We start from the raw sequence: 21,630 nt of genomic DNA on the forward strand, positions 1-21,630 counted from the left end.
CTGCTTCACCAGCCGATCTGATCGGCACCCGAAGGGCCGAGACATCTGTCTCGGCCCTTCGTCGTTTCATGGCATTTTCCGTAGAGTGAGCAGCATGCGCCCGATCCTTCTGACCGCACTCGTCGTCATCGGACTGGGATCGGCCGGTGTGGGCGGCGCCGCCTCGGGTGCCGCCGCAGCAGTCGCAGCCGCACCCGTCGCATCCGGTGTGTCGACGGGAGTCGACGACTTCTCGTTCTCGTCGTACGACGTCGACTTCTATCTCGACTCCGATAGCGAAGGGCGATCGACGCTGAAGACCGTCGAGACCTTCGTCGCCGAGTTTCCCGAGACCGATCAGAATCGGGGAATTCGCCGCGCGATCCCACTCGACTACGACGGCCACCCGACCGACGTCGACATCGAGAGCGTCGTCGATGAGAACGGAGATCCGCGCTCGTTCACGGCAGAGGAGAATGGCGACGGCGACTTTCTCGTCGTCACGGTGCGCGCCGACGAGTTCGTCCACGGAGCGCAGAGCTACACCTTCACCTACACGCAGCACAATGTCACGCGGCACGACGAGGCAACCGATGTCGACGAGTTCTACTGGGATTCGGTGGGGTTCGACTCGCTGCAGAGTTTCGGTTCCGCGACCGTGCGACTGCACGTGCCCGACCGCCTCGCGCAGTCGCTGACGGGCAAGGCGAGTTGCTACGCGGGGCTGTACGGATCGACAACGGGGTGCCCCCTCGCCAGTGAGCAAGGCGACGGCGAGACGATCTTCACCGCGGGAGGCGTGCCTCTCGGCGCACACGAGAACGTGACCGTGGCCGTCGGCTTCGACCCCGCGACGTTCGTGCCCCGCGACGATTCGTATCTCGGCGCGTGGCAGGGATGGGCGCAGCTGGCAGCCGCGCTGCTGGCCGTCACCGGTGCTGTTCTCGCGATCATCTGGCGCACGACGGGGCTTCGGGATGCCCGCGGTCGGCCGACCATCATCGCCGAGTACACGCCGCCCGCGTCTGCCGACATCTTCACCTCGTCTGTGATTCTGAAGCGCACGAACCGCGCCGCGGCATCCGGATTCGTCGCTCTGGCGGTGCGCGGAAACCTGCAGATCGTCGAGAAGCCGAGCGACTCGATGTGGTCGAAGAAGCCCGAGTACTGGCTGCACGGCGTGCACAGCGACGGACTGTCTACACAAGAGCTGGAGTTCTACCGGATGATCTTCGACGGAACGCCCGACAACCGGCGTGAACTGACAAAGAACGACACGGCACTCGCGACGGACGTTCAGAAGTTCATCAAGAAGGCGCGGTCGACGGCCGTGCGAGACGGCTTTTTCAAGAAAGGCACCTCTGGCCGGAGCCTGCTGCTCGCTCTGATGGTGTTCGCCGCCGGAGTGGCGACGATGGTCTTCGGCGCCATGCTGAACTCGGAGTCGCGGGGCGGATCACTGCCGTTCATTCCGATGGCCGTCGGAGCGCTCTGCGTCGCTATCTCGTGGCTCACCCTTTTCCGCACGCCTCTGACGTCGTCGGGAGCCGAACTGCGGGACTATCTGAAAGGCATCCAGCTCTATCTGACCGTGGCCGAGGAGGAACGCTTTCGCATGCTGCAGAGCCCTGAAGGCGCACTCAAGACGCAGGGGGCTGCCTCGGACGGCGGCCAGATCGTCAAGATCTACGAGAAGCTGCTGCCGTTCGCCGTGCTGTGGGGCGTCGAAGACGAATGGGCGAAGGTGCTCGGAACGTACTACGAAAGGACGCAGACTCAGCCGCACTGGTACGGGGGATCGACGAGTTTCAACGCCGCCTACTTCGCAGCCAGCGTGGGATCGTTCGCGGCGTCATCGGCCGCGGGCTATTCGGGCAGTTCCGCCAGCACGTCCTCATCGTCGAGCGGCGGATCCGGTGGCGGCGGTTTCTCTGGCGGAGGTGGTGGAGGCGGCGGAGTAGGCGGCGTATAGCTCGGGCCGTGCCTCGCCCTGTCCACCCCTAGCCAGGCGTCGTCGGTCCTCGTTAGCCTCGAGCAATGACGAATTCTGCGAAGACCGCCGCCCGAACTGCCGAGAACTCTCGGGCGCTCGAGATCCTCGCACGCACGGGTTACGCCGTGCTCGGGCTCCTGCACATTCTCATCGGCGCCATCGCCATCGGCCTCGTGGGCGGCTCGGGAGACTCTGCCGATCAGTCGGGCGCCCTCCGGGAGCTGTCGTCGAAGCCTGGTGGAATCGTGGTCATCTGGATCGTGGCGATCGGTCTGTTCGCTCTGACGCTGTGGCAGGTCGCGCAGATCTTCCTCCTCGATGAGCCCGATCCAAAGAAGAAGTGGGGCAGACGCGTCTCCGAACTCGGCAAGGGAATCGCCTACGGAGCCATCGGTGCCACTGCCCTCACGTTCGCGCTCGGCGGGTCATCAAGCTCGTCCGACTCCAGCCAGAGCGTCAGCGCCAAGCTGCTCGCGAGCCCGGGAGGCGTCATCCTGCTCGTGATCGTCGGGCTCGTGGTGGCCGGCATCGGCGTCGCCTTCGTGGTGCAGGGGGTGCTCAAGAAGTTCGAGAAGCACCTGGTGATCCCTGCCGGTACGACCGGCAAGGTCGTGCGAGGCCTCGGCATCGCGGGCTACGTGGCCAAGGGCATCGCGCTGTTCGTCGTCGGAGTGCTGTTCGTGGTGGCGGCCGTGACCGCTGACCCGGAGAAAGCGTCGGGCCTCGACGGAGCGCTCAAGTCGCTCATCGACCTGCCCTTCGGAAAGGTGATCCTGGTGCTCGTGGGCGTCGGTCTCATCGCATACGGACTGTTTTGTGCGGCCAGAGCGCGCTGGGCGAAGCTCTAGCGCGTCCCTCGGCGCTCCCGCTGTAGGTACCGCTGCGGACTGAAGGTACCGGCGCACCGGGGACAACAGTCTGCGGCGGGTACTACTGGTCAGCGCGAGCACGGGAGTCCCGCCTCGAGCAGGATACGCCGGAGTTCACGTCGATTGTTGACCTCACCCGGGCTCCAGCGACTGACCCCGTTGCTTTGCGCTCGGAGATGGTCCTCGCGGATCTTCTCTTCAACGACAGCATCGCCGGGGGACATGCGATCGAGGTACTCGGACTTCAGATACTTGCCCCTTCCATCGAACTCTCCGATGCGCCTGAACTCGGGCCATTCGAAGTCGACGTAGTAGTAACCGCCCCGCGGGTTCACATGGCGAACCTGAAGCTCGGGCGAGGGAAAACCGAGTTCTGCGATGACGATCCGGCTATGCGTTTCGCCCGCGTTGTCTGCGCCCGACCGGCTGAACTGCACAGCTCGACGAGCGCGACTGTAGCCACGCACGGCCCCCAGAGCATCGACACTCTCGACGACCGCCGACTTCACCAGAGGCACGAACAGTGTGGATCTCTTCTTGTGCAGGGCGAAGTCGAGCGCCGTGACCGCGGTGACGAAGGGACTGACCCGCGCGAGGTCGATGAGGGTGCGCATGGGGCTCGTGACCAACAGCCCGCCGACCTCGAGAACGTCTCCGTCGGAAAGATGCTCCTTGTGCACGGTCACACCGTTCTTCGAGTGGGCACCCGAGCTCGGCGGCACGACCATATGAACTGTCGACGGCATCGAAGGGCGTATCGGCATGCCCCAGAAGACGGCGGCCGACAGATGGCCGATGATTGGCCGGATGCGCCGCGTCTCGACAATGGCGTGAATCTGGGCGAGGTGCCTGGCTCGTGGGGTCAGCGAATTCACCCGCTCTGTCTCTGCGTAAACACCTCTGTGCAACTGTGTCGACGTGCCAGATCGATGGTCGCGTCGCACTTGACGAGCTTCGCTGGCGGTGATCGACGGGCTGGAGGTGAGGACAAGGCCGGTGCGCGCATCCCGGAGGTGTTCGTTCATGCGCTGAGACTGCCGCACTGACAGGGCCGAGAACGTCGTCTCATGGAATCTGGGGACTACTCGGGCAACGCTGCGTACGGGCAGGAGTGGACTCACGTCAGCAGCAGGTACCGCTGCGGACTGAAGGTACCGGCGCACCGGGGACAACAGTCCGCGGCGGGTACTACTGGTCAGCGCTGCGGGGGCGCCGCCGGTCAGAGCTGGTCTGACTCGAAAGGTTCCTCGCGCAGCAGATCTTGCACGCCCGAGAGGATCTCGTCGGGGCGGAACGGGTACTTCTCGATCTCGGCCTGATCGCTGATGCCGGTGAGCACGAGGATCGTGTGCAGGCCCGCCTCGATGCCGGCGACCACATCCGTGTCCATGCGGTCGCCGATCATGCCCGTGTTCTCGGAGTGGGCGCCGATGCGGTTGAGCGCAGAACGGAACATCATCGGGTTGGGCTTGCCCACCACATAGGGCTCCATTCCCGTGGCCTTCGTGATGAGGGCGGCGACCGCCCCGGTGGCCGGCATCGGGCCCTCGGCACTCGGCCCCGTCGCATCCGGGTTCGTGACGATGAACCGCGCGCCCGCCGAGATCAGCCTGATCGCGCGGGTGATCGCCTCGAACGAGTAGTTGCGGGTCTCGCCGACGACCACGTAGTCGGGGTTCGTGTCGGTCATGATGAAGCCCGCCTCGTGCAGGGCGGTCGTGATGCCGGCCTCGCCGATGACGAAGGCGCTTCCACCGGGCATCTGCGACTTGAGGAAGCTCGCGGTGGCCAGCGCCGAGGTCCAGATGGCCTCTTCGGGCACCTCGAGACCGGATGCTCGCAGTCGGGCGCTCAGGTCGCGCGGCGTGTAGATGGAGTTGTTGGTGAGTACCAGATAGGGCTTGCCCTCGTCGCGCCACTGCTGCAGCAGCTCCGCAGCGCCGGGAAGCGCCCGGTTCTCATGGACGAGGACGCCGTCCATGTCGGTCAGCCAGCATTCGATCTCATCGCGTCGAGCCATGGGAGAGTCCTTTCATAGCCTGCACCGCCCAGCCTAGCGGCGGCGGCTCCGCAGAACTCAGGCCGGTGCCGAGATCCAGATCGACGACCCGCCGGATGCCGACACCGGCACGAGCGGGCCGCCGTCGGCATCCGATTCAGTCGCCCCGGCGACCCGCACGATGAAGCCCGTCGATGCATCCCGTGACACCACCGACAGCGTCGTCGACGGACGGATTCCGGCGGCTGCGAGAGAGAGGAGCAGCGACGGATCTCTGTCGCTGATGCGCACGACCATGCCGGAGGTTCCGATGGCCGCCTGCGACAGCAGGAGGGCGGGGGAGCTCTCGACGCTGCCGTCCGCCGACGGAATGGGATCTCCGTGAGGGTCGCGGGTGGGATGACCCAGCCGCGAATCGATGGCGTCGAGGAGCCTGTCGCTGATGGAGTGCTCGAGGACCTCGGCCTCGTCGTGCACCTCGTGCCAGTCGTAGCCCATCTCGTCGACCAGCCAGGTCTCGATGAGGCGATGGCGCCGGATGACCCCCCGAGCTCGCGCGGTGCCCTCCGCAGTAAGGGTGAGCGGCTTGTACGGCTCGTAGTTCACGAGCCCCGCGGCGCTGAGCTTCTTCGCCATCTCGGTGACCGACGAGGGCGCGACACCCATGGTCGCCGCAAGCACCGACGGTGTCACGGGAGCGGACTGCCACTCGGTGTGGTGGTAGATCGTCTTGAGATAGTCCTCAGCTGCCGAGTCGGCGTTCGGCTGAGTTCGACGCGCGACGGGCTCGGGGATGCTCATGGTGACACCAGCTTAAGGCGAGGCGACCCGGCTCACGCGCCCGTGAAGATGAGCACCAGCAGTGTCACGTTGAGGGTCACGAGAAGCACGGAAGCGATGATTCCCGCCACGGTGGTGTGCCAACGGTTGGTGAACTCGCCCAGCAACTCCCGGCGCGAGGTCAGCCAGACGAGCGGAATGAGTGCGAACGGAATTCCGAACGAGAGCACAACCTGGCTGACGACGAGCGCCCATGTCGGGTCGACTCCCGCTCCCAGAATGACGAGCGCCGGGATGAGGGTGACGAGTCGACGCCACACGATCGGGATGCGCACCCGAAGCAGGCCATGCATGATCTCGGCCCCCGCATAGGCTCCGACCGAGGTCGAGGCGAGTCCGGATGCGAGCAGCCCGACCGCGAACAGGGTTGCGACGACGCCACCCATGGCCTGGCCGATGGCGGCGTGCGCACCCTCGAGAGTGTCGGTTCCGGCGACTCCCTGAAGAGAGGTGGCCGCGAGCAGCAGGATGGCGAGATTCACGGTTCCCGCTATGGCGAGGGCGATCGTGACGTCCCACCGCGTGGCGGTGATGAGTCGTTTCGTGGTGTGGTCGGCGGCGCGCACCACGAAGCGGTCGCGCGTGAGGGCCGAATGGGCGTAGATGGCGTGGGGCATGATCGTGGCGCCGAGAATGGATGCCGCGAGCAGTACCGACGACGGGCCCTCGAAGCGGGGCACGAGACCGCCGACGACAGAGGCCGCGTCTGGCGGGTTGATGACGACGCCCGCCGCGAACCCCACGGCGATGATCACGAGCATCGAGATGATGACGCGCTCGAAGGTCTTCTGCCGCCCCGACCCTTGAAGAACGAGCACAAGCATCGAGACGGTGCCGGTGATCACTCCGCCGAGCAGCAATGGAAGGTCGAAGAGCAGTGAGAGGGCGATCGCCCCACCGATGATCTCGGCGAGATCCGTCGCCATGGCCACCAGTTCGGCCTGCACCCAGAACAGTCGGCGACCCCAGAGCGAGCCGATGCGCTCTCCGAGCAGCTCGGGCAGGCTTTTGCCCGTCACGATGCCGAGCTTCGCCGACAGGTACTGGATGAGCCACGCCATGACGTTGCCCAGGACGACGATCCAGACGAGGAGAAATCCGAACGTCGCTCCGGCCGTCATGTTGCTGGCGACATTTCCCGGGTCGAGATAGGCGACGCCGGCGACAAGGGCCGGTCCGAGCAGCCAGACGAGATGGGAGCCACGGGGGGTTGCCGGCTTCGTCGCGGGCGGGGGAGCGTGGAGCATGTGGACACTGTAGCGAATTTTTAGGCGCACCTAAAAGTGCCAATTCGGCGGAGGCGAGGCCGGTAGCCTGAGGGGATGTCCGATGAGCCGATTCCGTCCGCGCAGAATCCGTCTGTCGAACTCACGACCAACGGGGTGGGTCCGTGGCAGGGCGAGTGGCCCGACGACGGCGTCTTCGATCCCGAGCTTCTGGCGGCGGGCGACTCGCGCAACGTCATCGACCGCTATCGCTATTGGCGTATGGACGCGATCGTCGCCGACCTCGACCTCACTCGTCACCCGTTCCACGTGGCCATCGAGAACTGGCAGCACGATCTCAATATCGGATCGATCGTTCGCAGCGCCAACGCGTTCGGCGCCGACACCGTGCACATCATCGGGCGCAGACGGTGGAACAAACGAGGTGCCATGGTGACCGATCGCTACCAGCACGTCCTCCACCATCCAGACGTCGAGACCTTCGTGGCATGGGCGGCGGATGCGGGCCTGCCCGTGATCGCGATCGACAACGTGCCGGGCAGCGTGATCATCGAGACCTTCTCTCTGCCGGCCTCGTGCGTGCTGCTCTTCGGGCAGGAGGGTCCCGGTCTGTCTGCGCCAGCGCTCGAGGCTGCAGACGCGATCGTCGAGATCAGCCAGTTCGGCTCGACCCGCTCGATCAATGCTTCTGCTGCCGCAGCCGTCGCGATGCACGCGTGGATTCTGCAGCACGTCGCATTCACCGGCGCTGCCCCGGATACACTGACGAAGTGACGTCAAGAGGCTCGCGAATCGGGGTAGCGATCGCCATCGTGGCGCTCGCTGCGCCCATCGTCGCTCTCGGCGTCGTCTTCACCGGGCTCGTCACTGTGCCCATCGCGTCGTCCGACGCGTCATCTGAGTCGGCGCCCGGCAGCGATTCGGGCGGAGAAGCCATCATCGACAATCCACTGCAGGGCGACTCCTTCTACGTCGATCCCGAGTCCCTGGCCGCGAAGGCTGCCGCCGATTCAGCCGCTGCAGACGCCGCTGGATCGGATCAGCCCGCCACGCCATCGGCCGACACCAAGGTGCTCGACAAGCTCGCTGCCGCGCCGACCGCGATCTGGCTCGTGCCGGAGCGGAACCCGACCAGCACGGTAGCCGCTACGGTCACCGAGATCCTCGACTCGGCCGAAACTCAGGGGTCCACGCCGATCTTCGTCGTCTATGGAATCCCGAACCGAGATTGTGGAAACCAGTCGGCCGGCGGTCTCACCGCGGCCGAGTATCCGCTCTGGACGACCGAGATCGCGGGCGCCGTCGCCGACCGGTCGGCCGTCGTCATCCTCGAGCCCGATGCTCTCGCGCTCGCCACCCAGTGCGGCAACGTCGACCAGCGCGTGGCCGAGGTCAAGGGCGCGGTCGAGACCTTCGCCTCGACCAAGGCGACGGTCTACCTCGACGGCGGGCACTCGACGTGGCTCCCCGCCACACAGATGGCCGACCTGCTGAACCGTGCGGGCATCTCGGAGACTCGCGGCTTCGCCACGAACGTGTCGAACTACAACGCCACGGTGAAAGAGCGTGCCTACGGCGAGAAGCTCTCGGCTCTCACGGGCGACTCCCACTACGTGATCGACACGGGTCGCAACGGCAACGGATCGAATGGCGAGTGGTGCAACCCCACCGGTCGAGCGCTCGGCGTCACGTCGAAGGTCGTCACGAACGCTGGCCACCTCGACGCCCAACTGTGGATCAAACCGCCGGGCGAGAGCGACGGCGCGTGCAACGGCGGACCGGCCGCTGGAACCTGGTGGCCGCAGAGCGCGAGCGAGCTCGCCGCCAATGCCGGCTGGTAACCGCGCGCTTTGATAGTGTGCACCGTACGTCGAAGGATTGGGGATCGCTGTGGGCTTTGACGCGCAAGAGAGGCGGATGGCCGTCATTATCGAAGATGACGCCGACATCCGGCACCTCCTTGAGAGCGTGCTCACGCAGGCCGGATTCGACGTGATCGCCACGAGTAACGGCCACGACGGCATCCAGGCGGTGCGGGCATACGAACCTATCGTCACCACCCTCGACGTCAGCATGCCCGGCATGGACGGCTTCGAAGTGGCCAAGCGTCTGCGCACGTTCAGCCAGACCTACATCGTGATGCTCACGGCACGCGACGAGGAGATCGACACCCTGCAGGGACTCGAGGCCGGGGCGGACGACTATCTGACCAAGCCTTTCCGCCCTCGTGAGCTGCGAGCGCGCATCGATGCGATGCTGCGCCGTCCGCGCATGGCCGCGGCGGACGCCCCTGTGGTCGCTGCCCCGGCTGAGCCGGTGGCGGCACCCGCTCCTGTCGCCGTCGCGGTCGTCGAAGCGACCCCCGCGCCGGCTCCAGCGCCTGCGGTCGCGATCGCCGAACAGAGCACGCGAACCGGCGCCCACGCCGCGCCGGGCGTTCTCGACGCTGTGCCGGATGCGGCCCCGCCCGTCGCGCGCGAGACGTCGGAGGACGGGGGTGAGGGATGGATCGAGCACAACGGCCTGCGCCTCAATCGCGAGATGCGCCTCGCCTCGCTCGATGGCAAGGATCTCGAACTCACCCGCACCGAGTTCGATCTGCTGGTGGCGGTCGTCGAATCGAGGCGTCGGGTTCGTACCAAGGCCGACCTGGCCCTGCTCTTGCGCGGCGAGAGCTATGTCACCGCCTATTACGTGACTGAGGCCGACAAACGAGCCGTCGAGGTGCACATGGGCAACCTGCGCAAGAAACTCGGCGACAGCCTCACTGCTCCGCGGTGGCTCGAGACCGTGCGCGGCGTGGGCTACAGACTGGCCGCTGCCGACGAATAGGCCTCAGACGGTGGAGTTGAGGCCGAACCGCGCGGCGAGTTCGTCGCAGGTCTCACGCCCCACCTGATCGAGCCGGTCGAGGTGACGGGCGCACCCGTCGAGATCCTCGCGAGCGAGCGAGCTGTGCATCAGAGATGCGGTTGCCTCGATGACCTGTGCGCCGATCATCTTGCTCGACGACCGGATGCTGAGGAGCACGACGTGCGTCTCCTCCGCATCGCGGCTGTCGAGGGCGTTCGTCAGCCTCTGAACACGGGTATCCCAGAGGCTGACGAAATCGCGGGCGAAACGGGTACGCGCCCCCTCGTCCCTTCCCAACGAAGTGAGAAGGTCGCGGAGGGCGTCCTCGTCGAGTAGACGACTCATACCTTGTAGCCGTGGTGACGTTTGACCAGCTTGGCGAACATGGTGAGTGTCTGAAGAACCGTGATGACACCGAGTACGGGCCATCCGATCCACAGGATGGTCGACTGAGCGACGATCGGCAGCTGCATCCAGATGACGACCAGCGCGACGACGATGCCGGCGGCGACGAGCAGAGGGGTGAGGTAGGCGTTACCGGAGCCTCGCTCTGCCTTGGCCTGCTCGGCCCAGTTGTCGACCTGCTTGTTGCTGGCGAACTTCGACCATGCGCGAACGAAGTGGCCGATGCGAACCCACATGTAGAGCTCGGCGGGGAACAGCGCGACGGCGAAGAAAGTGTCTCTCCAGCTGCGGTTCTTCATGGAGTAGGCGGTGCGCCAGTTGAGCGCCATCGCGACGACCGGGGGGATCAACCAGACCGGGCTGAAGACGAAGGCGCCGATCGACAGCGAGGCGATGAGTAGCAGGAAGAACAGCCCGCGGGTGACGATGTTCGTCACCATCGAGAAGTTCTCGAGCCAGCGCAGACGCAGGTTGGGGTGCAGGGGCTGGCCCTTGGTGTCGCCGCGCTGCCCGGGCCACATGAGCTCGATGGCGCCGAAGTTCCACTTGACCTGCTGGGCGTCGAGGCCGCGCAGAGACGTCATGCCGCCGACGTTGGCGCGGGCGCGGGCCGAGATCTTGGTGAGGTAGCCGGCGCTCTTGATCTGCAGCGAGAGCAGGGAGTCCTCGACCTCTGAGTCCTTGACCCACGGCGTCGCCTGGTGGCTGTCGACCATGACCTCGCGCAGTGCCTTGATCGAGAAGATCGAGAACTGGCCGCCGAGAACGGCCATGTTGCGGCCGCGGAGCATGTTCTGCATGTTGAAGGCCGCGAACTGTGCGCGCTGGCCCGAGATGAGGAACTTCGCCATGGTGCCCGTGATGGGCGCCTCGTCGATCGAGTAGATCGCCGAAATGCCGCCGATGCGGGTGTCCGACGCGATCTCGGCCTCGAGCGATTCCACGGCGGTGGGGTCTGCGGTGGTGTCGCCGTCGACACCGAGGAGGTAATCGCATCCTTCGACGAGTGAGTAGCCGTAGTTGAGAGCTCCGACCTTCTTGTCGGGGTTCTCGCCGATGTCGTGGATGAAGATCTCGGTCTCCTGCGTGACGCCGTTGTCGGTGCGACTGTGCGGACCGGCGAATTCGCTGGCGATCTCGACCGTCTTGTCGGTCGAATTGTTGACGACTACGTGGATCACGTCGGGGAGTCGCGTCTGTGCGAGGAGCGATTCGAGAACCTCGGCGATCGAGTCGGCCTCGTTATAGGCCGGAACGATGCAGCCGACCATCGGGCGGTAACTCGGCAGGGCATCGACGATGTCGATGAACTCGGTCGCATAGGCGGCGAGTGCGGGGTCGACGTCCGGCTGGGGCTTCACGTATCGGTTCGTGTCGGTCATGAGTGCAACTCTGTCGTACCGAAATCAGGCTTTCGGCAACTCAGAGACAAGGTCTCCGCAAGATATGCTCAAGATTCGCGCACCTCATGTCTGGCGGTGCAACGCGGTGGCATGGGGGAGTGGCGCATGGTTCGGACAGGCTGGAAGAAGACGGTCGCGACCGTGGCGCTCGGGTCTGCGCTCGTCGTGGCGATGAGCGGATGCGGCACGGCCCCGTGGTCTGTCGGCACGACATCGGCCGCCACGTCGACCAAGACGTCGACCCCGACGCCCAAGGCCACGATCACATCGATCGTCAACGAGCTCGCGACAGGCTCGGCGCAGCACCAGCTGCAGGCTGGCGATGCCGCGCTGACCGCCAATTACTGGTCCACGCTGAGCATGGATCAGTGGAAAGCCGACGCGAACAAGCCGATCAGCTTTTCGCTGATCGGCGCTCTCGGCACCGATCAGGGGCAGGGCGTCTACCTGTCACGCGTCAGCGTGGTCGTCGCCGTGTCCGGTCCCAAGGGTCCCCTCGACGCACCTGCACCGTTGAGCGACCAGTCGACGGTCTCGCCCGGGTACGACATCAAGTCCCCCTACAGTTACAGCCAGACGTTCATTCTGCCGGCCGTCGACCCGACCGCGACGAGTGTCACGCTGTCGTTCACCTACGAGCTGCTCATCCAGACCACACCGACATCGGCCGCCTACGCGAAGCAGACGGCGAGCGACCAGATCACGATCGCGATCGCAGAGTAGCTAGCGCGCCGTTCCGACCACGATGCGGTTGCCCCCGGCCGCTCTGCTCTCGTCCACGGCCGCCTCGACCGCAGTGACCAGGGCGCTCAGTGCATGGCCGTGGTCGAACGATGTGGCGATTCCGAGACTCGCCGTGAGCCTGATGGTCTGCCGGTCAGGCAGCGGGGCGTCGACCAGGGCGATCTGGATGCGCTCGGCGAACGCGAGTGCCTCCGTCTCGCTGGCGACGGCGACGAGTACGAAGAACCGGCCTGCCGATGGATGCCCGATGGCGGCCATGACGGGCACCGTCGTGCGCAAGGTCTGGGCGAATGCCGAGATGGCCTCGTCGCCCGCCGCGCGCCCGAAGGCGACGTTCACTTCGGGCAGCCGGTCGACGTCAGCACCGATGAGGGCCATGTCGCCCCGCAGGATCGCGCTTCTCTCGAGGTGATCTTCGGCGGTCTGCCCGAAGGCCTCCGCCGAGAGCACGCCGGCCCGAGAGAAGATGCCCTCGCTGAGGTCTCCCACGGCGCTGTCCGCGCCGCGTTCGACTCGGAGCACAGAGACGGCGATCGCCGCACTGATGATCAGGGCCATCGTCACCACGGCGGCGACGCCCGAGTTGAAGTAGGTGCTGAAGGCTCGGCCGTCGGGACCGCCGAGGAGGAAGGCGAGGGTGCGGGCGAACATGAAGACCGCCACGATCCACAGCACGATGCTCAGCGACCGGCCGTTGACGGTGCGACGGAGTCTGCCTCGCTGCAACTCGATGGCCCCGAGAACGCTCAGGGCAGTGAGCCCGAGCCAGAGGACGGGCGCGCCCGCCCATTCGCCCTCACTGGCGGATTGCAGCGCGGTGATCACCGCCACGACGAAAGCCAACACCCAGACGATCCAGAGACGGGGCGACCGGTGATTGTGCAGTCTCGCACCGCACCACAGCGCTCCGACCGCGGCGATATAGGCCGCGTTTCCGACAAGCAGGCCCCACCAGGCATTCGGAGTCACCGCCGCGACCCCGTAGCCCGCCGCCACGATGATGCCGCTGATGAAGCCCAGACTCCAGATGCGGCCCGTCGCGTCATTGCGCGTGAACGACGTGTTGAGAATGAACGAGATACCGCACAGCACGACGGCCAGGCTCGACATGGTCATCAAGGTGAGGACGTCGAGGTTCATACGGTGGCCTTTGATTCGGGCGATGAGTCCCCGGCGGGCTCGCGGTCTTTCATGGGAACGGTCATGATCGCGGTGGTGCCCTTGCCTCGTTCGGACTCGAGGCGGAGGTCACCCCCATGCTGATTCACGATGTCGCGGCTGATACTGAGTCCGAGGCCCGAACCATGAACCGCGGAGTTGCGCACAGAATCGGCCCTGTAGAAGCGATCGAACAGATGCGCCTGCTCGGAATCGGTCATGCCACGGCCCGTGTCGTGAACACGCAGCTCGGCTACGCCGCCCGTCGCCGCTCTCAGCGATACGTCGATGCGGCCGTTTGCCACGTTGTACTTCACAGCGTTCGACAGGATGTTGTCGATGACCTGGCGGAGTCTGAAAGCGTCGGCGTCGAAGACCAGGTTTTCGAGCTCGGGCGTGCTGAAGGTGATGTGGCTGACCGATGCGACGGGTCTGATCGACTCGATGCCGTCGCGCACCAGCTGGGCGAGGTCGCAGGGCGCGAAGACCATCAGCAGGGTCTGCGTCGACTCGCTCGCCGCCGTGAGCAGATCGGCCACGATGCCGAGCATCCGGTCGGCGTTTCGAGACGTGATCTCGAGCATCGATCGTGTGCTGTCGGGGATGTCCTCATCGAGAGCCAACTCCGTGTAGCCGACGATCGATGTCAGCGGAGTGCGGAGTTCGTGCGACACCGAGGCGACGAGGTCGTCGCGGGCTTTCACCGCCTTGAGCTCGGCGGTGATGTCGCGGAAGACGATGACGCCACCGTCATACTGCCCGCGCTCGTCGATCACGGGTCGTGACGAGGTGAGGATGGCCGCCTGCGCCTGACCGGGCTCACCGAACCACACCGTCTCGCGGTCGATGGTCTCGCCGAGCAGGGCGCGCTGGAACGGCCTCTCGTGCTCCTCGTACGGAGTGGTGCGATCCTCGCGATAGATGATGGCAGGAACGATCGCGTCGTGGCCGAGAGCATAGGGAGCGACCATTTGGCGCTGCGCTCGATTGATCAGGTTGACCCGACCGGAGCCATCAAAGCCGATGACGCCGAAGTCCACGGCGTCGAAGAGTTCGTCGAGGGTCTGCTTCTGCCTGCGTGAACTCTGCAGAGCCTGCTCGAAGAGATCGGCCTGCTGTCGTAGGAGCGAACGTTGAGCGGCCGCTTTGCGGGTCGTCGAATAGACGGTCGTGGCGACGAAGGCGAGCACGATCGGCACGACTCCCAGGCGAGGCAGGATCGCCGGATCGATCGTCTCCTCGCTGTGCCGCAGGAGTTCTCCGCCCCAGGTGAGGATCGCGGGAAGCAGCACCGAGACCGCGGCGCCCCAGAGGCCGAAGTGCATCGACATCCAGATCGCGGGAAACACGAACAGCAAGGTCGCGCCGAGCTGCGGCTGATCCTGACGGATCAGCGAGATCGCCAGGATGTCGAGTATCGGCACTGCGGCGATCCAGGCTTTGGCGATGATGCGCCAGGGAACGGCGGCGGCGAGTCCGGTGATGCTGAAGATCGCGACGACGCCGGCGAAGAACATCGGTGACGAGAGCGCGGCCGGATCGACGAGGAACGAGATCATCGTGAGCACCAACGTGGCGCCCGCCAAGAGCAGTTGAGACAGGAACACGCTGCGCTCGACGGATGAACGAGCCATCGCCCGACTGTCCCCCGAAACAGCTACCACTGTCGTAGCGTATCAACCGCTTCCCGCCCTCAAATACCCAGGTGCGCTCTCGGGTGCACGGCGTAGTGTCGAGCTCATGCGAACACATGGGATCTCGGCACTCGTCGGAATGCTGTCGGCTCTCGTGGTGCTCGCGACGGCCGAGGTCGTCGCCGTGTTCGTCTCGAGTTCTTCTTCGCCGTTTTTCGCCGTCGGCCAGTTGGCCATCGATCTGGCTCCGGCCTGGCTCAAAGAGTCGATGATCGCGCTGTTCGGCACGGGCGACAAGATCGCCTTGTTCGTGATCCTGGCCGTCGTCGTCATCGCATTCGCCGCCCTCGCCGGGGTGCTCGAGCGGCGTCGACCGCCTCTCGGCGTGGCGATTCTGATTCTCTTCTCGGCGATCGCTGTCATCGCCGTGCAGACCCGACCGGAAGCCAGCGCGCTGTGGGCCTTCCCGACCGTGCTCGGAATGATCGCCGGCGTGCTGGTGCTGCGCTCCGGCATCCGGCGTCTAGGAGCCTGGCTCGATGTGCCCGAGGCTGCGCGCTCGGGCATGCAGCGCAGGCAGTTTCTGACCTTCGCAGGCGTCACCGGTGCGACTGCTCTGATCGTGGCCATCGGTGCGCGGGCGATGAACGCCAGCACGGCGGCGGTCACCGCCATCCGGCAGGCGATCGCGCTGCCCGCTCCGACGACGGCCGCGCCCGCCATCGACCCGGCCACCAGCCTCGATGTCGAAGGCATCAGCGCGCTGATCACCCCGAACGAGCAGTTCTACCGCATCGACGTGGCCCTTCAGGTGCCGCAGATCAATCCGGACGACTGGCAGCTGAAGATCACCGGCCTTGTCGACAACGAGGTCACGATCGGTTACGCCGAGCTCCTCGCTCTTCCCCTCGTCGAGCACGTGACGACGATCGCCTGCGTGTCGAACGAGGTCGGCGGAGGGTTGATCGGCAACGCCACCTGGTTGGGCTACCCCATCCGTGAGCTACTGGCGCGTGCCGGCATTCAATCGGGTGCAGACATGGTGCTCTCGTCCGGGCCCGACGGGTTCAGCGCGGGCACGCCCATCGAGACGCTCACCGATCCGAATCGGCAGGCTCTCCTGGCGGTCGGCATGAACGGTGAGCCTCTGCCCACCGAGCACGGGTTTCCTGCCCGCATGATCGTGCCCGGCCTTTTCGGCTACGTCTCGGCGACGAAGTGGGTCACCGAGATGAAGGTCACCCGATTCGCCGACGCCGAGGGGTACTGGACCCCGCGAGGCTGGGACGCCCTCGGCCCGGTGGTGACCGAGTCGCGCATCGACGTTCCGCTCTCGGGCCAGACCGTCGCATCCGGAACCGTCGCGATCGCGGGCGTCGCGTGGGCGCCGCACACCGGAATCGCCGGTGTCGAGGTGCGCGTCGACGATGGCGCATGGCAGCAGGCGACGCTCGCGCCCGGCATCTCCGACGACACATGGGTGCAGTGGGTACTGCGGTGGCCGGCCTCGGCGGGCGCACACACGATCGCGGTGCGGGCTACCGACAAGTCGGGGTACACGCAGACCGATCGGCAGGCGCCTCCAGCTCCCAGCGGAGCGACGGGTTGGGACACGATCAGGGTCACCGTCGGGAGCTGACGCCCGTGCGTTCCTCACCGCCGCCACGCGGCGGGTACTGTGAACGACGGTATAGATCGTGAGGGAGAACCGCGTGTCTCGAACAGATGGTGTCGACGCTGGGGCATCGAGACCCTTCCAGGTAGACCTGCGTGGCGTGGTCGACCTTCTCTCGAGGCACATCTACTCGAGTCCACAGGTGTTCTTGCGCGAGCTGCTGCAGAACGGGCGAGACGCGGTCATCGCCCGACGGCAGACTGCCGCAGAGCCCATCGCTGGCGGCGGCGGGATCTGGATCACCCCCGCCGACGGTGAGGGAGCGGAGTTCGTCTTCCGCGACGACGGCATAGGGCTGACTCTCGACGACGTCGGAGAACTGCTCGCCACGGTCGGACGGTCGTCGAAACGCGATCTGTTCGACCTGCCTCGAACCGATTACCTCGGCCAGTTCGGAATCGGACTGCTGAGCTGCTTCATGGTGGCCGATCGCATCGTGATCCGCTCGCGTTCGGCGGCAGGAGGACCGGGGGTCGAGTGGATCGGAGCAACCGACGGAACCTACACGGCGCGCGAACTCAATGAGAACGAGACGGCCGCTCTGGCCATCGGCACCGAGGTTCGACTGGTGCCGCTCGACGGCATGTCCGAGCTCCTGTCGAGTGCGTCGGTCGTGGCTCTCGCCACGCGCTTCGGCGAGTTCCTCGATCTGCCCATTCGTATCGCCCTGCCCCGCGGGGGCGAGGAGACCATCAATCGTGACGCGGTCTTTCTGCAGGCGAACGCCGAGCCCTCGGCAGAACTCGTCACCTACGGCGCCGAGCTGCTCGGCGCGACGCCCTTCGACGCCATCCCGCTCGTGGTCCCGGGCACCGCGACTCGGGGTACGGCCTTCGTGCTCCCCTTCGCGCCGCCGCCTGGCTCACGCCAGTCGACCCGCGTCTACCTCGGACGGATGCTGCTCGGTGAGCGCATCGACGAGCTGCTGCCCGACTGGGCGTTCTTCGTTCGTGCCGTCATCGACACCGAGGGTCTGCAGCCCACCGCTTCGCGGGAGCAGTTAGTCGAGAACGAGTCGCTCGAGTACACCCGCTCTGAGCTCGGGGCGACGCTTCGGCGATGGATTCTGCAGAAGGCACTCGCCGAGCCTCACCGGCTGGCCGAGTTCGTCGCCATCCATCATGTTGCGCTCAAATCGCTCGTCGTGCACGATGACGAACTCGCCGGAGTGTTGGCGCGGTGGCTCTCCGTGGAGACGTCCGCGGGCCCGATGACGCTCGATGCCGTCATGCAGCGCTCTGCGCACGTGCGTTACGCCGAGACGGTCGACGAGTTCAGGCAGGTGGCGGCGTTCGGCGACCGATCGTCGCCCATCGTGAACGGCGGATACATCTACGACGCCGACATCGTGCGTCGGCTGCCCGACATCGTGGCGGGCGTGACCGTCGAGCGGGTCACCGTGCTCGGCGAACTCGACAACCTCGATTCACCGCCCATGGCCGACCGGCCTGTCGCGCACACGCTGGAGGAGCGCGCCGCTGAAGCGCTGCGTCAGGTGTCGTGCGACGTCGACGTGCGGAGCTTCGAGCCGGCCGACCTGCCGGCGCTCGCGGTCGCCGACCCCGACGCCCTCCGGTCGATCGGCCGTGCGGCCGCGCAGGAGACGGCGCCGCCCCTGTGGGGTTCCGTTCTCGGTCGCGTCGACAAGGCAACCGTCGCACATCGAGGGGGACAGGCTTCCGCGCGCCTGAGACTCTGCCTCAACTGGAACAACCCTCTGGTGCGCACACTCGCGGCGACCGACGACGACGCCGTCTTCAGCCGAAGCATCCAGCTCGTGTACGTTCAGGCGCTGCTCGCGGGCCACCGCCCGCTGCAGGCTGCCGACAGACGGATGCTGACCTCGGCTCTGTCGGACCTGGTGCACCTCAGCGTCGGCCTGCCCGGATATCCCTCTCGAGAAAGCGACCCGTTGTAGATGTCACGCAGCACGATCCTGGAGTTGTTCGCGCAGATCGACTCCCTGCCGTTCGGCGCAGCCGAGCGATCGCTCATCGACCAGGCGATCGCCCTGGCAGACGAATCGGGCGAAGAAGGGCTCGCATACGAGGCGCGTCTCAGACTCACCGCCTCGGCCAAGATGACGGGCGACACCGACGCCATGCTGGCCTCGTTCGGCTGGTGCCTCGGCACGCATGACAGCGATCCCGCCCGCTTTCCTCTGAAGGTGGGCGAGCTCGATCTGCTGTGGCAGTTCAAGTGGATGGCGGGCACGCTCGGTGCGTCGCCTGTCTTTCCGCGCGCCGAGATCGAGGCCGTGCTCGATGAGATGGAGACGCGATACCGCCGAGCCGGCGTGGGTCTGAGTGGCGTGCTGCAAGCGCGCTTCGACGACGCGGTCGACAACCTGAGTGACGAAGAGGCCGAGAGCGCCCGGGCGGCGCTCCGCCGCGAGCCGCGCGACGAATACAGCCACTGTGACGCGTGCGTACGGAGCGAGGATGCCGCGTACCTCGCGTCGGTGGGCCGCGAGGCGGAGGCGATCGAACGCTTCGACGAGATCGTGGAGCAGGGCCTGAGCTGTGGCGAGGAGCCGGAGACGGCACTGAGCCGCGGACTGCTCTCGTGGCTGCGCGCCGGCGAACTCGACACGGCCAAAGCTGCCCACCTGCGCAGCTACCGCTTGGCGCGGTCTAACTCTGACAACATCGGCATCATCGCGAATCACCTCGTGTTCTGCGCCGTGACGGGCAACGAGGCACGCGGACTCACTCTGCTCGAGCGCCATATCGGCTGGCTCGCTCACGACTCGTTGAACGCCAGAGCGCACTTCGCGGCGCTGCGTTCATTCGGTGTCTTGCTCGATGCGGTCGTTCGAAGCGGACATGGAGACGCCGCCGTGCGTGGCGCAGGTGCCCCCGCACTGGAACCCTTCTTCGGGCCGCACGACGGTGACTGGAGCGCCGACGAACTCGCCGCCGCGTCCTGGCTCGCCGCCGAACGGCTGGCGCACGCCTTCGACGAGCGCAACGGCAACGACCGACACAGCAGACTCGTCGAGCAGTCTCGTTCCCTCGCCGACGAGCGTTACGACTTGCCGCTGCAGGGCGAAGGCTTCCTCCCCAGCATTCCCTCGGTTGCAGAGACCGACCCCGTGGATGCCGCGGGCTGGCTGGTGCGCGCGCGGGAACTCATGGGTATGGGCGCGTACGACGATTCGGTGGCCGCGGCCCGACGTGGCCTCGAGGCCGGCCGACTCGAGAACGTGCCCGTCGATCGGAGCCCGGCGGGACGCATCCGGTCGTTGCTGTACGCGGTGCTCATTCAGGCGCTCATCGCGGCGGGAGACCTCGATGAGGCCGCCGCTCGGCAGATCGATCGCATCGCGGTGCTGCGCGACATGGGCTGCGACGATCAGGCTGACATCGAGGTGGTGCTCGGGCTCATCCTGCTCGGTACTGCCGTCGACGACGATGTGCACGTTCTCGAGATGACGCTGCAGGCGGCGGATGCTCGGGGTGCCGACGCTGAGGCCCGCGCCGATCTCGCACTCACGCTCGGATCGGTGCACCTACAGGAGGGGCGTGCCGACCAGGCGCTCGTCCTCTTCCGGCGCGCGGGGGAGCTGCTCGACGAGGTCGCTGACAGCCCGATGAGGATCTCGGCTCTGCTGTTCCTGGCGCACGCGCTGGCGAGAACCGACGAGCTCGCCGAGGCGGTCTCGACGCTTGATCGTCTTCTCGAGTTGGATCTCGACCGCGCGTTCCGCGCCACGGCCCATCATCTGCTGGCCCAGCTCGCCGGCGCGCAGGGCGAGATCGAACCCGGTCTGGCGTCGGCCGACGCCGCCCTCGCGCTGTGGACTCGTCTCGGCCACCGCTCCGGCATGGTCGATTCCGCGGTGCTCAGCGCTTCACTGCTGCGCGATGCCGGTCGTCTCGACGAGGCCGTGACCCGGTGGCGTCTGGCTGTTCGCGAGGCCGAATTGGCCGAGAGGCCGGATGTCGACGGCCTGCGTTACGGGCTGGGCCGGCTGCTCGTGCAGGCGGGTCAAGCCGAGGCCGCCGCCGAGGTGCTCGATGAGGTCTACGCGTCGGAGGTCTCGTCGGATGCGGCGCCGGGCGCCCGGGCGGAGACCTTGTTCTGGTTGGGGCAGGCGCACAGGCAGTCAGGCGACGGGTCGGCGGCCTACGGCGCCTGGAGCGGCGCGATCTCGCTGTACACAGAGGCCGGGGACCCGATCGGGGCCACGCAGGCGGGCATTGCGCTCGGCGGACTTCTGCTGTCGTATGACGACGAGCAGAGCATCGAGGTGCTGGAGGAGGCGCTGGCCTCGGCCCGCGGAGCCGACGAACTGCAGCTCCTGGTCGAGGCACTGCACTCGCTCGGTCGCGCCCGGTGCCGCTTCGGAGACGATGCCGGACTCGCGGAGCTCGACGAGGTGCTGAAGATCGCCCGTGCCGAGGAAGCGGAGTGGCTCGTCGCAGACGTCACCGATTCGAAGGCGAGGGCGCTGCAGCAACTCGACCGTCTGGCCGAGGCCGTGCCCGCGGCGCTCTCGGCATCCGACGGCTATGTGGCAGCCGGCGACGAGGTGGCCGCGGGCCTCGCCGAGCTGCTCGCCGCGCGCATGCTCGTCGCGCAGCAGAATGCGGAGTCCGCGGTGACGATCTACCGCGGCGCCATTGAGCGCCTGGGCGACGTTCCCCAGGCCCGCATTGCGGCAGCTCTCGAGCTCGGAGACGTGCTCGAACAGCTCGGCCGCCACGCCGAGGCTGCTGAGGCTCGGGCCTCGGTCGACGTCGACTGACCCGGGGGCGCTCACTTGACCGAGGCGTGCGCTAACTGAGGACATTGCGTCGCCGCGCCGAGCCGAGTCCCGTGATTGCGGGGGTCTTAGCCGAGTGCGTCG

17 protein-coding genes are annotated in these 21,630 nt (G+C 66.4%); 9 read left to right on the forward strand and 8 right to left on the reverse strand.

Translation table 11 applies throughout. The annotated features are described in order from the left end of the window. Positions 1-94: 94 nt before the first annotated feature. Together CCK87_RS11680 and CCK87_RS11685 are read left to right on the forward strand one after the other, a co-directional pair. Complete coding sequence (locus CCK87_RS11680; protein WP_086461598.1) at positions 95-1,951, forward strand: DUF2207 domain-containing protein; 1,857 nt, start codon at positions 95-97, stop codon at positions 1,949-1,951. A 65-nt stretch (positions 1,952-2,016) separates the two neighbouring features. Then, entirely contained in the window at positions 2,017-2,820 is an 804-nt protein-coding gene (locus CCK87_RS11685; protein ID WP_086461599.1) for a DUF1206 domain-containing protein, read from the forward strand. 89 nt (positions 2,821-2,909) lie between these two features. Here CCK87_RS11685 and CCK87_RS11690 read toward each other — a convergent pair whose 3' ends face one another. From CCK87_RS11690 to CCK87_RS11705, 4 genes are all read right to left on the reverse strand, one after another. Then, positions 2,910-3,716: a hypothetical protein gene (locus tag CCK87_RS11690; protein ID WP_140162832.1), complete on the reverse strand. Its 807-nt coding sequence runs from the start codon at positions 3,714-3,716 to the stop codon at positions 2,910-2,912. Positions 3,717-4,060: 344 nt separating this feature from the next. Next, on the reverse strand, positions 4,061-4,861 hold the full coding sequence (locus CCK87_RS11695) for an HAD-IIA family hydrolase (protein WP_086461601.1): 801 nt from the start codon (positions 4,859-4,861) through the stop codon (positions 4,061-4,063). A gap of 57 nt (positions 4,862-4,918) precedes the next feature. Next, positions 4,919-5,641 carry a metal-dependent transcriptional regulator gene (locus CCK87_RS11700; RefSeq protein ID WP_086461602.1) on the reverse strand — a complete coding sequence of 241 codons (723 nt, stop codon included), beginning with the start codon at positions 5,639-5,641 and terminating at the stop codon, positions 4,919-4,921. 32 nt (positions 5,642-5,673) lie between these two features. Further along, positions 5,674-6,927: an Nramp family divalent metal transporter gene (locus CCK87_RS11705; protein ID WP_086461603.1), complete on the reverse strand. Its 1,254-nt coding sequence runs from the start codon at positions 6,925-6,927 to the stop codon at positions 5,674-5,676. Between the two features lie 75 nt (positions 6,928-7,002). Here CCK87_RS11705 and CCK87_RS11710 point away from each other — a divergent pair, with 75 nt between their 5' ends. From CCK87_RS11710 to CCK87_RS11720, 3 genes are all read left to right on the forward strand, one after another. Further along, positions 7,003-7,680: a TrmH family RNA methyltransferase gene (locus CCK87_RS11710; protein WP_086461604.1), complete on the forward strand. Its 678-nt coding sequence runs from the start codon at positions 7,003-7,005 to the stop codon at positions 7,678-7,680. After that, entirely contained in the window at positions 7,677-8,747 is a 1,071-nt protein-coding gene (locus tag CCK87_RS11715) for a glycoside hydrolase family 6 protein (protein WP_170927261.1), read from the forward strand. Before CCK87_RS11710 ends, CCK87_RS11715 begins: the two co-directional genes overlap by 4 nt. A 76-nt stretch (positions 8,748-8,823) precedes the next feature. After that, on the forward strand, positions 8,824-9,738 hold the full coding sequence (locus CCK87_RS11720) for a response regulator transcription factor (protein ID WP_086461606.1): 915 nt from the start codon (positions 8,824-8,826) through the stop codon (positions 9,736-9,738). Between the two features lie 3 nt (positions 9,739-9,741). On the opposite strand, the gene CCK87_RS11725 is transcribed toward CCK87_RS11720, so the two are convergent. Both CCK87_RS11725 and CCK87_RS11730 read right to left on the reverse strand, forming a co-directional pair. Next, complete coding sequence (locus CCK87_RS11725) at positions 9,742-10,104, reverse strand: hypothetical protein (RefSeq protein WP_086461607.1); 363 nt, start codon at positions 10,102-10,104, stop codon at positions 9,742-9,744. Then, positions 10,101-11,546: a glycosyltransferase gene (locus tag CCK87_RS11730; RefSeq protein ID WP_086461608.1), complete on the reverse strand. Its 1,446-nt coding sequence runs from the start codon at positions 11,544-11,546 to the stop codon at positions 10,101-10,103. Before CCK87_RS11730 ends, CCK87_RS11725 begins: the two co-directional genes overlap by 4 nt. Positions 11,547-11,672: 126 nt before the next feature. On the opposite strand from CCK87_RS11730, the gene CCK87_RS11735 reads away from it, so the two are divergent. Further along, a complete protein-coding gene (locus CCK87_RS11735; RefSeq protein WP_249273865.1) occupies positions 11,673-12,290 on the forward strand; it encodes a hypothetical protein in 618 nt (205 codons plus the stop codon). Here the strand turns inward: CCK87_RS11735 and CCK87_RS11740 are convergent, their stop codons facing one another. Next, a complete protein-coding gene (locus CCK87_RS11740) occupies positions 12,291-13,451 on the reverse strand; it encodes a GGDEF domain-containing protein (protein ID WP_086461609.1) in 1,161 nt (386 codons plus the stop codon). Beyond that, the gene (locus CCK87_RS11745) at positions 13,448-15,103 is read right to left on the reverse strand and encodes a sensor histidine kinase (RefSeq protein ID WP_086461610.1); all 1,656 of its coding nucleotides are present in this window, start codon (positions 15,101-15,103) and stop codon (positions 13,448-13,450) included. Before CCK87_RS11745 ends, CCK87_RS11740 begins: the two co-directional genes overlap by 4 nt. Before the next feature lie 106 nt (positions 15,104-15,209). Here CCK87_RS11745 and CCK87_RS11750 point away from each other — a divergent pair, with 106 nt between their 5' ends. The 3 genes from CCK87_RS11750 (at position 15,210) to CCK87_RS11760 (ending at position 21,528) form a co-directional block, all read left to right on the forward strand. Then, a complete protein-coding gene (locus CCK87_RS11750; RefSeq protein WP_086461611.1) occupies positions 15,210-16,742 on the forward strand; it encodes a molybdopterin-dependent oxidoreductase in 1,533 nt (510 codons plus the stop codon). A 73-nt stretch (positions 16,743-16,815) separates the two neighbouring features. Further along, positions 16,816-18,696 (forward strand): HSP90 family protein, encoded by a 1,881-nt coding sequence (locus CCK87_RS11755; protein WP_086461612.1) that lies wholly within the window; start codon positions 16,816-16,818, stop codon positions 18,694-18,696. Next, positions 18,697-21,528: a hypothetical protein gene (locus CCK87_RS11760; RefSeq protein WP_086461613.1), complete on the forward strand. Its 2,832-nt coding sequence runs from the start codon at positions 18,697-18,699 to the stop codon at positions 21,526-21,528. Positions 21,529-21,630: the final 102 nt, after the last annotated feature.

Source organism: Agreia sp. VKM Ac-1783, assembly GCF_900177765.1.
In the GTDB taxonomy this organism is placed as follows: Bacteria; Actinomycetota; Actinomycetes; order Actinomycetales; family Microbacteriaceae; genus Agreia.